Raw genomic sequence first — 14,834 nt, forward strand, 5'->3', positions numbered from 1 at the left:
CACGCGTGTAGGTGTTCGCCTGACGGCGCGGAATCATCTCGATACAGGATGGCGTGTCAAAACGACGGTGGAGGCGCTAAAACCGGATACGAAAAAGGGGCCTCACGGCCCCTTCGTTCGGAGAAGCGTTGATCACGCCTGCACGAACTGCATCTGCGTGCCAGCCAGCTCGATCACATCACCGTTCTTCAGCGGTACCGACTCGGCCGTCAATGGCGCGCCATTCACCACCGGGCGAGCGCCTCCCTCGACGTGCGCGAACACGTAGCCGCTGGGTCGCTTCGTGATCGATGCCACCTGCACACCAGGCTTGCCTACCGTCGTCACGACCTTGGTCAACGACACCTCGCGGCCCGCCGCGGGTCCGTTCAAGACCTTGATCGCCGCCGGTGCCGTCGACACCGGTGCCGGGCCCAGCCCGCCGAACGACGACGGCAGACCGAAGCCGCTGCTCGGCGCAGTGCCGGGACGCAGGATCATCGTCTTCTCGTAGTCGGCGTTGTCTTCGACCAGATACTTGATCTTGTACTTGCCGACCTCGATCACGTCACTGTGCGACAGCAACTGCTTCTTGATCGCCTTGCCGTTGATGTACGTGCCGTTGGTCGAGTTCAAGTCCTCGATGAAGACATCCGCCCCGACCATCTGCAGCACGGCGTGCTCGCCGCTGACTGCCAGGTTGTCGATGACGATGTCGTTGTACGGCCGCCGGCCGAGCGTGGTCTTGTCCTTGGTGATCTGAACTTCCTTGATCACCACCCCGTCGAGCGACACCACCAGCTTGCCCATGCTTGACCTCGAGTCCTGTCTTTATTTGTAGAGGGCCGCCTCAACGGCGCCCATTGTTGCGACTGAATGGCCACCACGCCCATGGCTTGGTGCGAGTTTCGGCGCGAACCAGAACGATCGCAATATTATCCTTGCCGCCCATGTCATTGGCCGTGTCCACCAGCGCCTGCGCCGCTTCGGGCAGATCGCTGTGGCTTTGGAGCACCTGTGCCACGCTGGCGTCATCGACCATGTCGGAGAGCCCGTCGCTGCACAGCAGGATCTGATCGCCAGGCAACAGCTCGTGCTGATGCACCTCCAGCATCACCGTATCCTCGACGCCAACGGCGCGCGTGACCAGATTCTTGTTGCTGCTGAAGACGGCTTCTTCGGGTGTCAGTAGACCTGCATCGATCTGTTCCTGCAGCAACGAATGGTCACGCGTGAGTTGCACCAGCTGACCTTCGCGATAGCGATAGGCCCGCGAATCGCCCACGTGTCCCAGCAACAGGCTCTGTTCGCGGAAGACCGCCAGCACCAGCGTCGTCCCCATGCCCGCATAACGCGGATTGGTGTTGGCGGCGTTGAAGATCGCCCGGTTGGCGTTGTCCACGCAGATGTCCATCGCGCGCCGTACATCGATGTCGGTCGCGTGCTGGCCGGCCTCAGCCAGCCATCGACCCAGTTCCGACTTGATGAAAGTCGTCAGCATCTGGCTCGCGACTTCTCCAGCGTTGTATCCCCCCATGCCATCCGCGAGCACCGCGAGCCCGACGCCCGGTTCCAGGGCGACCGAGTCTTCATTGTTGTCGCGCACACGACCGGTATCGGTGGCGCTGAAGAACTCCAGGGTCATGTCTTGCTGGCGGGATCGGCTGGGGGAAAGGGATTGTGCACTGCGCCCTGGGACTGTAGCCGCAAAGTTTGCTCGAATGCCTGTCCCGCTGGTGGGGGGGGTGTGGCGCCCGTGCTATTGGCCAGCTCCACCGGGATCTGGCTCAGCACCGCCTCCAGGTCCTGGGCCAGCGTGTCGCCGCGTTGGTAGCGCAACTCGGGGCGCTTTTCCAGCGCCAGGGCCACGACCAGGGCGAGCGACTCCGGGAGCTCGGGACGGAGCCGGCGGATGTCTGGCGCAGGCTGATTCATGATCTGATGCATCAACGTTGCCATCGACTCGGTCTGATGCGGCAGATGGCCGGTCAGCAGTTGGAACAGCATCGCGCCCAGTGAGTAGAGGTCGCTGCGACCGTCCACCTGCAGACCGGCGAGCTGCTCGGGCGACATGTAGGACGGCGTGCCCAGAACCAGTCCCGTCCGTGTCCGGCTCCCGTCGGCAACCCGCGCGATGCCGAAGTCCATGATCTTCACGCTGCCGGACTCGCGTTCCAGCATGACGTTGGCCGGCTTGATGTCACGGTGGACGACACCGTGGCCATGGGCGTACTGAAGTGCTCGTCCCAGGCGCGCACCAAGCAGCAGCACTTCGCGCAAGGGCAGCAGCTGCCCGGGTCGCGTGTGGTGACTGAGATCCAGTCCGACGACATATTCCATCGCGATCCAGGTTTCGCCGGCGCACTCGCCAGCGTCCAGGACGCGCAGGATGTCGGGATGATCCAGATGTCGGGCCGCGCTTGCTTCTCGCATGAACCGGTCCCGGACGTCGATCAAGTCCTCCGGTGCGAACTCGCGTTGCAGCGCCAGGCGCTTGATCGCCACGGTCCTGCCATTGCGACGGTCCACGGCCCGATGAACAACCGCCATCGCGCCGCGGCCGACCTCCTCGCCGATCTCGTAATCATCGAGCGCGACGCCGGCCGAGCGCGGCATCGGCTGCGTCGTCGGCAGGGTGTCGGACGCACCCCGCTCGCCGTCGTCAGACGCGCCTCGGCCCAGCAGTCGCTTCAGGAAGCCGGAGGCGCTCATGACATGGCAGGCCTTTCGTCAGGCTTGCGCCGGCCGACGCGCCGCCAGCAGCTTGCCGACGAGCAGGACGAACAACGCGCCGCCAATGCCCAGGGCGTAGTACACCTGCGGCAGAACCTCGGTCGTGCCGGGCTTGCTGCCCGCTTGCATCGGCACCCAGGCATTGAGCGCCGGATCGGTCACCAGCATCGTGCCGGCAATCCATCCCAGCAGCATCGCGCCCAGCGTGATCACGATCGGGAACTTGTCCATCAGCTTGATCACCAGCTGGCTACCCCAGACGATGATGGGGATCGACACCAGCAGGCCGAAGATCACCAGCGGCATCTGATGCTGGCCACCCGCGCCCTCAGCAGCGCCGGCGATCGCGATGACGTTGTCCAGGCTCATCACGAAGTCCGCGATGATGACGGTCTTCACCGCGCCCCAGAGCTTGTCACTCGCTTCCAGCTTCTCGTGCCCGTCCTCGGCCTCCGGGATCAGCAGCTTGATGCCGATCCACAGCAGCAACACGCCGCCAACCAGCTTCAGGAACGGCAGCTTGAGCAGCGTCAGCGCGAAGAAGATCAGCACGACGCGCAACACGATGGCACCGGCGGTGCCCCAGAGAATGCCTTTGGTACGTAGAGCCGGCGGCAGCTTGCGGCAGGCAAGCGCGATGACGACGGCATTGTCGCCACCCAGCAGGATGTCGATCAGGATGATCTGGCCCACGGCGAGCCAGAACTCGGGGCTGGTAAGCATGTCCATGTAGGGAACCCGCGCCGGGCCTCGCGCAACGAGGGCCCAGTCTAAAGCGTTGGAGGGGCAAACGAAGGAAGGGGCCCGATGGGCCCCTTCATTGGTTCGGGGGGTGCGGCTGGATTGTCCGCGCCCGCCCCCCAGAACCGCAGTGCGTGAAATTACGCAGCAACGGCTCCTGGCATCAGGTTTTTCCTGCTACTTACAGCAGGCCTTTCAGCAGCTTGGCCATTTCGGACGGATTGCGCGTCACGGTGAAGCCGCACTCTTCCATGACGGCGAGCTTGGCATCGGCCGTGTCGGCGCCGCCCGAGATCAGCGCGCCAGCGTGACCCATGCGCTTTCCGGGAGGGGCGGTGACACCCGCGATGAAGCCGACCACCGGCTTCTTCATGTTGGCCTTGCACCAACGGGCGGCTTCCGCCTCGTCCGGTCCGCCGATCTCGCCGATCATGATGACGGCGTCGGTGTCCGGATCGTCGTTGAAGGCCTGCATCACGTCGATGTGCTTCAGACCGTTGATCGGGTCGCCACCGATGCCGACGGCCGAGGACTGGCCCAGACCGATTTCGGTCAGCTGCGCCACCGCTTCATAGGTCAGCGTGCCCGAGCGCGAGACCACGCCGATGCGACCCTTGCGATGGATGTGGCCGGGCATGATGCCGATCTTGATCTCGTCGGGCGTGATCAGGCCGGGGCAGTTCGGGCCCAGCAGCAGCGTCTTCTTGCCGCCGGCCAGTTCCTTGGCCTTCATCTTGTTGCGCACTTCGAGCATGTCACGGACGGGGATGCCTTCCGTGATGCAGATCGCCAGGTCCAGGTCGGCCTCGACGGCTTCCCAGATCGCGGCGGCGGCGCCCGCGGGCGGCACGTAGATCACCGACACGGTCGCGCCGGTCTGGGCGGCGGCTTCCTTCACGGTGCCGTAGATGGGGATGTCCGAGAACTTCTCGCCCGCCTTCTTGGGGTTCACGCCGGCAACGAACGCGTTCTTGCCGTTGGCGTAGGCCTGGCAGCCCAGGGTGTGGAACTGACCGGTCTTGCCCGTGATGCCCTGGGTGATGACCTTGGTGTCCTTGTTGATGTAGATGCTCATGTCGTATTCCTTGGCTGGGTCTTCGGCTTACTTGACGGCGGCGACGATCTTGGTCGCGGCTTCGGCCATGGTGTCGGCGGCGATGATGGGCAGGCCGGACTCGGCCAGCATCTTCTTGCCCAGCTCCTCGTTGGTGCCCTTCATGCGGACGACCAGCGGCACGCTCAGGTTGACGGCCTTGCAGGCCGTGATCACGCCTTCGGCGATGGTGTCGCACTTCATGATGCCGCCGAAGATGTTGACGAGGATGCCCTTCACCTCGGGGTTCTTCAGCATGATCTTGAAGGCTTCGGTGACCTTCTCGGCCGTGGCGCCGCCGCCGACGTCCAGGAAGTTGGCCGGCTCGCCGCCGAACAGCTTGATGGTGTCCATGGTGGCCATGGCCAGACCGGCGCCGTTCACCAGGCAGCCGATGTTGCCGTCCAGCGAGATGTAGGCCAGGTCGAACTTCGAAGCTTCGATCTCAGCCGCGTCTTCTTCGTCCAGGTCGCGGTAAGCGACGATTTCCGGATGACGGAACAGGGCGTTGGCGTCGAAGTTGAACTTGGCGTCCAGGGCGACCAGGTTGCCCTTGGAGTCGCAGTTCAGCGGGTTGATTTCAACCAGCGACGCGTCGGTGTCCATGTAGCACTTGTACAGCTTGGCGAACAGGTCGACGGCCTGGTCCACCGAAGCGCCGCTCAGGCCGATGGCCGCGGCGATCTTCTTCGACTGCTCGGCGGTGAGGCCGGTCAGCGGATCGATGTACTCGGTGACGATCTTCTCGGGGGTCGAGTGGGCGACTTCCTCGATGTCCATGCCGCCTTCGCTCGACGCGATGAAGGCCACCTTCTGCGTGCCGCGATCGGTCACCAGCGAGACGTACAGCTCGTTCTTGATGTCCGCGCCTTCTTCGATGTACAGGCGGCGGACCTTCTGGCCGGCCGGGCCGGTCTGGTGCGTGACCAGCTGCATGCCCAGGATCTGCTCGGACAACGCCTTCACGTCGTCCAGGCTCTTGCCCAGCTTGACGCCGCCGCCCTTGCCGCGACCGCCGGCGTGGATCTGCGCCTTGACCACCCAGACCGGGCCGCCCAGCTTCTGCGCGGCTTCGACCGCCTCTTGCACCGTGAACGCGGGAATGCCGCGCGGCACCGGCACGCCGAACTGGCGCAGGATTTCCTTGCCCTGGTACTCGTGAATCTTCATAGGGAGGTCTCGCTTGATGGATGAATCAGGAAGAAGCAGCCAGTGCCGCGGACGCTCCGCGATACCGGCGTGGAGAGGAGGTTTGCAACGCCGGATTCAGCCGGGCCCCCGCGACAAGGAACCCGTCGTCGCGGCCATAGGACCGCGCGTCGACGGAGCGACGAAGGTGCGGCGGATGGCGCTCGGGGGAGGCGGAGGAAGACATAAAACCGATGCAAACACGCGAAAACACGCCCGCGGACGAACGCCGGCGGGCTGTTTTGCGAAGCCGAAAATGTAGCATGCTGCGTTGCATCAAGCCCTTGGCGCGGTTGAGACGCGCACCGGCGTGGGCTTGTCAGCGCGTCGCAAGGTGCTCGTGACGCACGAAGTTTCGGGGAGTTTCAGGGGCTGTCGCTCTTTCAGGCGGCACGGCCGAGCGCAGGACCACCGGACTGTCGGACCGCTCACTCCTCGACGTCGCCGCCCGCCGCAACGCGCCGGACCGCCCGGCGCGCGAGGTCCGAGCCGAAGCCCCGTCCCATGAGAAAGCGCAGGCGCTTGGCCTGCGCCAAGGCGTCGATCGCCGGGACGTCGCCGAACTTGCGTCGAAGCAATTCGCAGGCGCGGTCCAACTCACCGGCGGCAAGTGTCGAACGCTGCTCAGCGTCCAAGGACAGCCCGTGCTGGGCGAGCTCCTGCTCGATGCGCCGCTGGCCGAAGCGCTGCGAGCGCACGTGGATGCGGGATTCGACGAATCGCGACTCATCGAGATATCCGTTGGCCTTGAGCCAATCGAGCACGGCGTCGACCTCTGGGGCGAGGTCCGGCGACTCACCGTCCTCCGGGAAGTCATCGCTCAAGCCCGCCGAGGCTTCGGCGGCTTCAGCTTGGCGATCGCGCGCGATGCGCAACAGCTTTCGTCGCAGTTCCATCGCGCTGTGCTCGCGCTGGGCGAGCAGCGCCACCGCGCGAGCCTTCAGCGACAGTGGCTGCGAGGCCCGGCCCCGCCGACCGTCGGACGGGGTCATGCAAAGGCCCCGCGTTTACTCGGCGGCACCGCCGGGCGTCGCGCCAAGCAGCGGAATGCCGAGGGATTCGCGGATCTTGTTCTCGATCTCGACCGCCAGATCCGCGTTCTCGCGCAGGAACTCGCGCGCGTTGTCCTTGCCCTGGCCGATCTTCTCGCCGCTGTAGGCGTACCAGGAACCGGCCTTCTCGACGATCTTGTTGGCCACGCCCATGTCGATGATCTCGCCCTCGCGGCTGATGCCTTCGCCGTAGAGGATGTCGAACTCCGCCGTCTTGAACGGCGGCGCGACCTTGTTCTTGACGACCTTGACCTTGGTCTCGGAGCCGATGACTTCCTCACCCTTCTTGATCGAACCGATGCGGCGGATGTCCAGACGCACCGAGGCGTAGAACTTCAACGCGTTGCCGCCGGTGGTCGTTTCCGGGCTGCCGAACATCACGCCGATCTTCATGCGGATCTGGTTGATGAAGACGACGGTGCAGTTGGTCTTCTTGATGGTGGCCGTCAGCTTGCGCAGCGCCTGGCTCATCAGGCGAGCCTGCAGGCCAGGCAGCGAGTCGCCCATCTCGCCTTCGAGTTCCGCCTTCGGCGTCAGCGCGGCGACCGAGTCGATCACGATCAGGTCGACCGAGCCGGAGCGCACCAGCGAGTCCACGATCTCCAGCGCCTGTTCGCCAGTGTCGGGCTGGCTGATCAGCAGTTCCTGCAGGTTGACGCCCAGCTTCTGCGCGTACTGGACATCCAGCGCGTGTTCCGCGTCGATGAAGGCGCACACGCCATCCAGCTTCTGCATCTGGGCGATGACCTGCAGCGTCAGCGTGGTCTTGCCCGAGGACTCAGGACCGTAGATCTCGACCACGCGGCCGCGCGGCAGACCGCCGACGCCCAGCGCGATGTCCAGGCCCAGCGAACCGGTGGAGACGACCTGGATGTCCTCGATCTTCTCGCCTTCGGCCAATCGCATGATGGAGCCCTTGCCGAACTGCTTTTCGATCTGGGCGAGGGCGGCCTGCAGGGCCTTGGCTTTTTCGGTGTTGGCGTTCTTCACGGGGGCGTCCATGCAATCTTCTCCTGGTGGCTGCGCCGGATTATTGGCGGAATCTGTATATCTGTACAGTGGTTTGTTGCGCCTGCCGACCCGCTCTGCGGTGCCGGTGACGATCGATGGGGCCATCTTAGACAGCAGGTCGCTCACTGGATGAGCCAGCGCCTCGAGTTCCCACCTCTTTCCCTCATCGGTGGGAGTCATCGCCACGTGAAGCTGTCGCCGGGCTGACCCGACACCCCCGACGCTCGCGCCGCGGACGCCTCGGAAACGCCTAGGGAACACCAGCAGGGCGCTCCCTAGAATGTCTCCATGACAAGAGGGGACGACACATGCGCATCTTGATCGCCGAAGACGACCAGGTCCTGGCCGACGGCCTGCTGCGCTCGTTGCGGGCGTCGGGCTGCGCGGTCGATCAGGTCGGCAGCGGCAGCGAGGCGGACGCGGCCCTCGCCTCGCATGAGTTCGACCTGCTGATCCTCGATCTGGGACTGCCCAAGCTGCACGGCCTGGAGGTGCTGAGACGGTTGCGCGCGCGCGGCTCGGCCGTGCCGGTGCTGATCCTGACCGCGGCGGACAGCATCGAGGAGCGCGTCAAGGGCCTGGACCTCGGCGCCGACGACTACATGGCCAAGCCGTTCTCGCTGCAGGAACTCGAAGCCAGGGTGCGCGCGCTGACGCGGCGCGGACTCGGCACTGCGTCGAGCGTGATCCGCCACGGTCCGCTGACCTTCGACGCGACCGGCCGGGTCGCCTACATCAACGAGCAGATGGTGGAACTCTCGGCGCGCGAGCTGTCGCTGCTGGAAGTCCTGCTGCAGCGCGCCGGGCGCCTCGTGAGCAAGGACCAGCTGGTCGAGCGGCTGTGCGAATGGGGCGAGGAAGTCAGCAACAACGCGATCGAGGTCTACATCCATCGGTTGCGCAAGAAGATCGAACAGGGGCCGATACGCATCGCGACCGTGCGCGGGTTGGGCTACTGCCTTGAGAAGATTCCTGGCTGAGCTGCCGCATGGCGGCTGATTCCTCCGGCCACCGCTCGCTGTTCGGCGAGATCCTCGACTGGATGCTCGCCCCGCTGCTGGTCATCTGGCCGATCAGCGTCGCGCTGACCTGGCTGGTGGCGCAGGGCATCGCGAACAAGCCCTACGACCGCGAGCTCGACGAGATGGCGCGCACGCTCGGGCTGCAGGTGGTGACGGAACCGGCACCGGGTGACGCGGTCGCGCGGCGCGGCCGCTCGCGCTACGCACTGGCGCCCGAGGCGGCCGCGCTGCTGCGCGCGGACGAGTCCGACACCGTCTACTACCAGGTCCTCGGCCTGCGCGGCGAACTGCTCAGCGGCGACGCGCAATTGCCGGTGCCCGAAGTGGAGCCGCCGATCGTCCCCTGGGAGGTCAACCGGCGATTCGACGAGGTCAACAACGAGGCGGTGCGCATCTCCTACCTGTGGGTGGTGCCGGAGGGGATGGCGGGCAGCGACAAGATGATGCTGGTGCAGGTCGCGGAGACGCTCGGCAAGCGTTCGCGGCTGACCAACGAGATCATCAAGGGCGTCATCCTGCCGCAGTTCGTGATCCTGCCGCTGGCGGTGCTGCTGGTGTGGCTGGCGCTGGCGCGCGGCATCGCGCCGCTGAACGATCTGCAGCGGCGCATCCGCTCGCGCGACAGCTCGGACCTGAGTCCCATCGACGAGCAACGCATCCCGGACGAGGTCGCGCCGCTGGTGCAGGCCATCAACGACCTGCTGGAGCGCCTCGACCAGTCGATCCGCTCGCAGAAGCATTTCCTGGCCGACGCCGCGCATCAGCTGAAGACGCCGCTTGCGGGGCTGCGCACGCAGGCCGAGCTCGCGCAGCGCGAGATCGACGAAGGACGCAGTTCGCCGGCGGAGCTGCGCCGCTCGCTGAAGCAGATCGCCGTGTCCAGCCAGCGCGCGGCGCACATGGTCAACCAGCTGCTCGCGATGGCCCGCGCCGAGGATCAGGAACACGCCGCGCGCCGCAGCGAGGTGAACCTGGCCGTGCTGGCGATCGAGACGGTGCGCGACTTCGTGCCGCGCGCGATGGAGAAGCGACTGGACCTCGGCTACGAGGGGCCGGAGGCGAGCCAGGCTGGTCTGCGCATCAACGGGCATCCGCTGCTGATCCGCGAGTTGATCCGCAACCTCGTCGACAACGCGCTGCTCTACACGCCCAGCGGCGGCACGGTCACGGTGCGCGTGGTCGAGGACCCGTTCGGGCAGGTGTGCGTGCTGCAGGTGGAGGACTCAGGTCCCGGCATCGTCGAATCCGAACGCGAGCAGATCTTCCAGCCGTTCTACCGGGCGCTGGGCACCAATGTCGACGGCTCCGGACTGGGGCTCGCGATCGTGCGCGAGATCGTCCAGCAGCACGAGGCCGAGATCGCGGTCGACGACACGCGGGCGCGCCGGCAGGCGGAGTCGGAAGGCGTTGGACCGGGGGCGCGCTTCACGGTCCGGTTCGCGGCGCATCCGTTGTCGAACGGTTCGCATTGAACCGGTTTCCACGCCCCATTCCACACATCGGTCAGTCGATGCCCTGAACCAGGAATCGATGTGCCCTCGCGCATCGATTCAGGTCAGCGACAAGCTGCGAACGCCCTCGAAGAATCACGGCTTCCCTTTCACTGAAGCAGGTGATTTGATGGCGTATCGACTTCCGACAGCGGCGGCAATGCAGATGACGAGCGATGAATTCTTGGTCTGGGAATCGGGCGATGACCATCGATACGAACTGATTGACGGTCAGGTCGTGGTCATGGAGAGCCCGAGCGAAGGGCACCAGGTCGTCATGGCAAACATCCTGGTCGCGCTTCGCCAGCATGTGCGCGGTACAGGATGCAGGGCACTGCCGGGACTTGATGTGCGATGCGATGACGCCAACTGTCTCGTGCCGGATGTGCTGGTGTACTGTGACAGGGATCGGCGCTCGCGTGGCATGGAGGACTGCCCGCTGCTGGTCGAAGTACTCTCGCCCAGTACGGCTTACAAGGACCGCAACATCAAGTTTGCTCGGTACCGCAGCTTGGCCGCTCTACGCGAATACATGATCGTCGATTGGGAGCGTCGTACGACCGATCTGCATCGACTCGCCGCAGATGGGTCATGGCAAGTCACCCGCTACTCTGGCAACGACGTTGTCTATCTCGCGTCGATCGACTTTGCACTTCCGGGAGATCTGATCTTCGAAGACCTTGACCGCGCCGCCTGATCAGCGCTGCGTCCCGCCCCGGCTCTTGGCGATCGACATCAGCATCCCCAGCGACAAGCCCAGCGTCACCATCGCCGTTCCGCCATAGGAGATGAACGGCAGCGGCACCCCCACCACGGGCAGGATGCCGGTCACCATCCCCATGTTCACGAACACGTAGGTGAAGAAGCTCAGCGTGATCGCCCCCGCGAGCAGTCTCGAGAACAGCGTCGGCGCCTCATGCGCGATCGCGAGTCCGCGCAGGATCAGCGCGGTGAAACCGATCAGCAGTCCCGCCGCCCCGATCAGTCCGAACTCCTCGCCGTAGGCGGCGAAGATGAAGTCGGTCGTCCGCTCCGGGATGAACTCCAGGTGCGTCTGCGTGCCCTTCATGAAGCCCTTGCCGGTCACACCGCCCGAGCCGATCGCGATCTCGCCCTGGATGATGTGGAAGCCCTTGCCCAGTGGATCTTTCGTCGGGTCCAGCAGCGTGCAGACACGGTCTTTCTGGTAGTCCTTCAGCACCACCCACTTCACGTCGGGCTGGCAGATCTGGTCCTCGCTGAACACCAGCGCCGTGATGCCCGCGCCGGCCAGCAGCATCGCCGGGATGATCAGCTTCCACGACAGCCCGGCGAAGAAGATCACGTACAGACCCGCGCCCAGCACCAGCAGCGAGGTGCCCAGGTCGGGCTGCTTCGCGATCAGGCCGACCGGCACGACCAGCAGGATGAAGGCGGCGATGAAGTCCGGCAATCGCAGCTGCCCTTCGCGCTTCTGGAACCACCAGGCCAGCATCAGCGGCACGGCGATCTTCAGCAGCTCGGACGGCTGGATCTGCGTACCGACGTACAGCCAGCGTGTCGCGCCCTTCTTCGTGATGCCGAACAGTGCCACCGCGATCAGCAGGGTCACGCCGACCGCATACAGGGGCAAGGCGAGTTGCATCAGCCGCTGCGGCGGCACCTGCGCGGTCACGAACAGCACGCCCATGGCCAGGACCATGTTGCGCGCGTGATCGACGAAGCGCGTGCCGTGGTCGTAGCCGGCCGAGTACATGCACATCAGGCCCAGGCCCATCAGCCAGGCCATCGCGAGCAGCAGCGGGATGTCGAAGCCCTGGAACAGCGGCTTCACGCGCTGCAGCAGGCTGGGTTTGCTGAAGACGGCGCTCATCGTGAGGCTCCCGGCGTGGGGCGTGGTGCCGTTGCGGATGCGGCGGACCGCGGGGCCGCCGTTGCCGGCATCGGCGAGGTCGGAGGCTTGGGCGACGCGGCGGGCGCGGACGCCGACGCGGACGCCGCCGAACTCGCCGCTTCCGGCGCGCTGGCTGCGGCATTCGGCAGCGGGATGTCCTCGACGCGACGCGGCGTGCCGATCGGCGCGCCGACCTGGCCGACCCGCACCTTGGCGATGTCCTCTTCGCTCGGGTAGGTGCCGGTGAGCACGTAGTCGTACACGCGGCGCGCGATCGGCGCCGCCGATTCGGATCCGAAGCCCGCGTTCTCGACGATCAGCGCCACGGCGATCGTCGGCGCCTGGTACGGCGCGAACGAGATGTACAAGGAATGGTCGCGCTTGCGCTCGTCCGCCTTGATGCTGCTGTAGGTCTGGCCGGCGCGCAGGCCGACGGCCTGGGCCGTGCCGGTCTTGCCGGCGCTCTGGTACTGCGCCCCAGCGAACACCGCGCGTGACGTGCCTTCCAAGGTCACGTCATGCATCGCGTTGCGGATCACATCGACATCCGCCTTGCGCAGCGCCAGCGGCGCCAGCGCATCGCTCGCGACGCGCCGCTGCGCATGCTTGACGACGTCCTCGATCTCCCGCACCAGCCGGGGCCGATAGCGCTCGCCGCCGCTGGACAGCGTCGACATCGCCGTCGCCAGCTGCAGCATGGTGAAGTTGTTGTAGCCCTGGCCGATGCCCAGCGAGATCGTCTCGCCGGCGTACCACTTCTGCTGCTCCGGCCGCTTGTAGGCGCGGCGCTTCCATTCGGTGCTGGGCAGGATGCCGGTGACTTCCCCCTGCAGGTCGATCTCGGTCTTGCGACCGAAGCCGAAGGGCTCGAGCTGGTCGTGGATCATGTCCACGCCCATCTCGTTGGCCAGCGAATAGAAGTAGACGTTGGACGAGGTCACGATCGCCAGTCGCATGTCCTTCGCACCCGCCCGGTCGCCGGTCGCGCTGCCGAACACCCGCCCACCGAAGCTGTAGTTCAGGTTGTCCTGGATCACGACATTCGCCGCGCGCTTGCCGGTATTCAACGCCGCCATCGCCATGTAGGGCTTGAAGGTCGAGCCCGGCGGATAGGTGCCGCGCAGCGCCCGGTTCAGCAGCGGCTTGTCGATGTCTTCGTTGAGGTCTCGCCAGCTGTCGGCGTCGATGCCATCGACGAACAGGTTGGGGTCGAAGCTCGGCTTGGAGACGAAGGCCAGCACCTCGCCGTTGCGCGGGTCCATCGCGACCAGCGCGCCGCGACGGTCGCCGAAGAGCCGCTCCACCAGCGCCTGCAGCTTGATGTCGACCGACAGGTGCAGCGTGTTGCCCGGCGTCGGCGGCCGGTTGCGCAGCCGGCGGACCGCGCGGCCGCCGGCGCTGGTCTCCATCTCCTCGAAGCCGGTCTGCCCGTGCAGTTCGCGCTCGTAGGCCTGCTCCAGGCCGAGCTTGCCGATGTACTCGGTGCCACGGTAGTTGGCGACGTCCTCTTCGGACCAGTCGTCCATCGCCTTCTTCTCGGCCTGGTTGATGCGGCCGATGTAGCCCAGCATGTGCGCGCCGATGTCACCCAGCGGGTAGCTGCGGAACAGCCGCGCCTTGATGTCCACGCCGGGGAAGCGGAAGCGCTGCGCGGCGAAGCGGGCGACCTCGGTGTCGGTCAGCTTGGTGCGGATCGGCAGCGACTCGAAGTTCTTGCTTTCCTCCATCAGCCGCTTGAAACGGCGACGGTCGCGCGGCTGGATCTCGATGACGGCGGACAACGCGTCGATCGTGCGCTCGAGGTCGGGCACCTTCGACGGCGTGATCTCCAGCGTGTAGGCCGAGTAGTTGCTCGCCAGCACCACGCCGTTGCGGTCGACGATCAGGCCGCGGTTCGGCACGATGGGGACGACGGAGACGCGGTTGGTCTCGGCGCGCTCGAGCAGCGTGTCGTGCTGCGTGATCTGCAGGTAGACGAGGCGCGCGACGAGCAGGCCGAAGCAGAACAGCACGAACGCGGCAGCGGCGAACAGCCGCAGCCGGAAGCGGCTCAGCTCCGCCTGGAGGTTCTTGATGACCGTCATCGCGAGCCTGTTCCCGGCACGCTCAGAGCGGACGGTGCGCGTCGGGATCCGGCGCGCGGCGCTGAGGCGCGAGCAGGAGCGCCGCGGCGATCGGCCACAGCGCCGCCTGCAGCAGCGGCGCCAGGAGCAGGCTCCAGCCCGGCCACATGCCACCGACGATCAGGCGGACGATCAACGCGATCGCCGTCGCGAGCACGAACAGCGGCAGCACGTGCAGGGCCTGCGCGCCCAGCGTGAACCACAACAGCCGCCGGTGCAGCGCCACCGCGCCGAACGCGAGCAGGCTGTAGGCCAGCGCATGCTGGCCGAGCAGCGCGCCATGGTGGACGTCGATCATCAGCCCGAAGACGAAGGCCCAGCCGACGCCGACGCGGCGCGGCTGATGGACGTTCCAGAACACCAGCACCAGCGCCAGCACGTCCGGCATCCAGGGCTGCCGTCCGACGGGGACCATGTCGATCAGCAGGCCGACGACCAGGCTGAACGCGATGAACAGGGGATTGGCGGGCAGCAGCAGCTGGCTCGCGCCACGGGGCATGATCATCGGGTGCCTCCTTTCGGCGCGGAC

The 14,834-nt window shown here is 66.0% G+C and carries 14 protein-coding genes; 3 read left to right on the forward strand and 11 right to left on the reverse strand.

Features of this window, described 5'->3' with window-relative positions:
- Positions 1–132 precede the first annotated feature (132 nt).
- The 8 genes from VF536_RS25310 to recA form a co-directional block, all read right to left on the reverse strand.
- The gene (locus VF536_RS25310; RefSeq protein WP_297524416.1) at positions 133–789 is read right to left on the reverse strand and encodes an FHA domain-containing protein; all 657 of its coding nucleotides are present in this window, start codon (positions 787–789) and stop codon (positions 133–135) included.
- 40 nt (positions 790–829) lie between these two features.
- Entirely contained in the window at positions 830–1,624 is a 795-nt protein-coding gene (locus VF536_RS25315; protein WP_297524417.1) for a Stp1/IreP family PP2C-type Ser/Thr phosphatase, read from the reverse strand.
- Positions 1,621–2,691 (reverse strand): serine/threonine-protein kinase, encoded by a 1,071-nt coding sequence (locus VF536_RS25320; RefSeq protein WP_331617730.1) that lies wholly within the window; start codon positions 2,689–2,691, stop codon positions 1,621–1,623. Before VF536_RS25320 ends, VF536_RS25315 begins: the two co-directional genes overlap by 4 nt.
- A gap of 18 nt (positions 2,692–2,709) precedes the next feature.
- Positions 2,710–3,441, reverse strand: coding sequence for a TerC family protein (locus VF536_RS25325; protein ID WP_331617731.1), 732 nt, complete (start codon positions 3,439–3,441; stop codon positions 2,710–2,712).
- 193 nt (positions 3,442–3,634) lie between these two features.
- Positions 3,635–4,528, reverse strand: coding sequence for a succinate--CoA ligase subunit alpha (gene sucD, locus VF536_RS25330; RefSeq protein ID WP_067280677.1), 894 nt, complete (start codon positions 4,526–4,528; stop codon positions 3,635–3,637).
- Between the two features lie 27 nt (positions 4,529–4,555).
- Complete coding sequence (gene sucC / locus VF536_RS25335) at positions 4,556–5,716, reverse strand: ADP-forming succinate--CoA ligase subunit beta (RefSeq protein WP_331617732.1); 1,161 nt, start codon at positions 5,714–5,716, stop codon at positions 4,556–4,558.
- A 446-nt stretch (positions 5,717–6,162) separates the two neighbouring features.
- A complete protein-coding gene (locus VF536_RS25340; RefSeq protein ID WP_331617733.1) occupies positions 6,163–6,663 on the reverse strand; it encodes a regulatory protein RecX in 501 nt (166 codons plus the stop codon).
- A gap of 78 nt (positions 6,664–6,741) precedes the next feature.
- Entirely contained in the window at positions 6,742–7,788 is a 1,047-nt protein-coding gene (gene recA / locus VF536_RS25345; RefSeq protein WP_067280666.1) for a recombinase RecA, read from the reverse strand.
- Between the two features lie 317 nt (positions 7,789–8,105).
- Between recA and VF536_RS25350 the strand changes: the two genes are divergently transcribed.
- From VF536_RS25350 to VF536_RS25360, 3 genes are all read left to right on the forward strand, one after another.
- A complete protein-coding gene (locus VF536_RS25350; protein ID WP_088408666.1) occupies positions 8,106–8,777 on the forward strand; it encodes a response regulator in 672 nt (223 codons plus the stop codon).
- A gap of 8 nt (positions 8,778–8,785) precedes the next feature.
- The gene (locus VF536_RS25355) at positions 8,786–10,291 is read left to right on the forward strand and encodes a sensor histidine kinase (protein ID WP_331617734.1); all 1,506 of its coding nucleotides are present in this window, start codon (positions 8,786–8,788) and stop codon (positions 10,289–10,291) included.
- 148 nt (positions 10,292–10,439) lie between these two features.
- A complete protein-coding gene (locus VF536_RS25360; protein WP_331617735.1) occupies positions 10,440–11,006 on the forward strand; it encodes a Uma2 family endonuclease in 567 nt (188 codons plus the stop codon).
- Here the strand turns inward: VF536_RS25360 and rodA are convergent, their stop codons facing one another.
- The 3 genes from rodA to mreD are packed head-to-tail and all read right to left on the reverse strand — an operon-like array spanning position 11,007 to position 14,810.
- Positions 11,007–12,161: a rod shape-determining protein RodA gene (rodA, locus tag VF536_RS25365; RefSeq protein ID WP_331617736.1), complete on the reverse strand. Its 1,155-nt coding sequence runs from the start codon at positions 12,159–12,161 to the stop codon at positions 11,007–11,009.
- The gene (gene mrdA / locus VF536_RS25370) at positions 12,158–14,266 is read right to left on the reverse strand and encodes a penicillin-binding protein 2 (protein ID WP_331617737.1); all 2,109 of its coding nucleotides are present in this window, start codon (positions 14,264–14,266) and stop codon (positions 12,158–12,160) included. Before mrdA ends, rodA begins: the two co-directional genes overlap by 4 nt.
- A 22-nt stretch (positions 14,267–14,288) precedes the next feature.
- Positions 14,289–14,810: a rod shape-determining protein MreD gene (gene mreD / locus VF536_RS25375; protein WP_331617738.1), complete on the reverse strand. Its 522-nt coding sequence runs from the start codon at positions 14,808–14,810 to the stop codon at positions 14,289–14,291.
- Between the last annotated feature and the right edge of the window lie 24 nt (positions 14,811–14,834).

Origin of the sequence: Roseateles sp. (genome assembly GCF_036486225.1) — a bacterium.
GTDB lineage: Bacteria > Pseudomonadota > Gammaproteobacteria > Burkholderiales > Burkholderiaceae_C > Roseateles.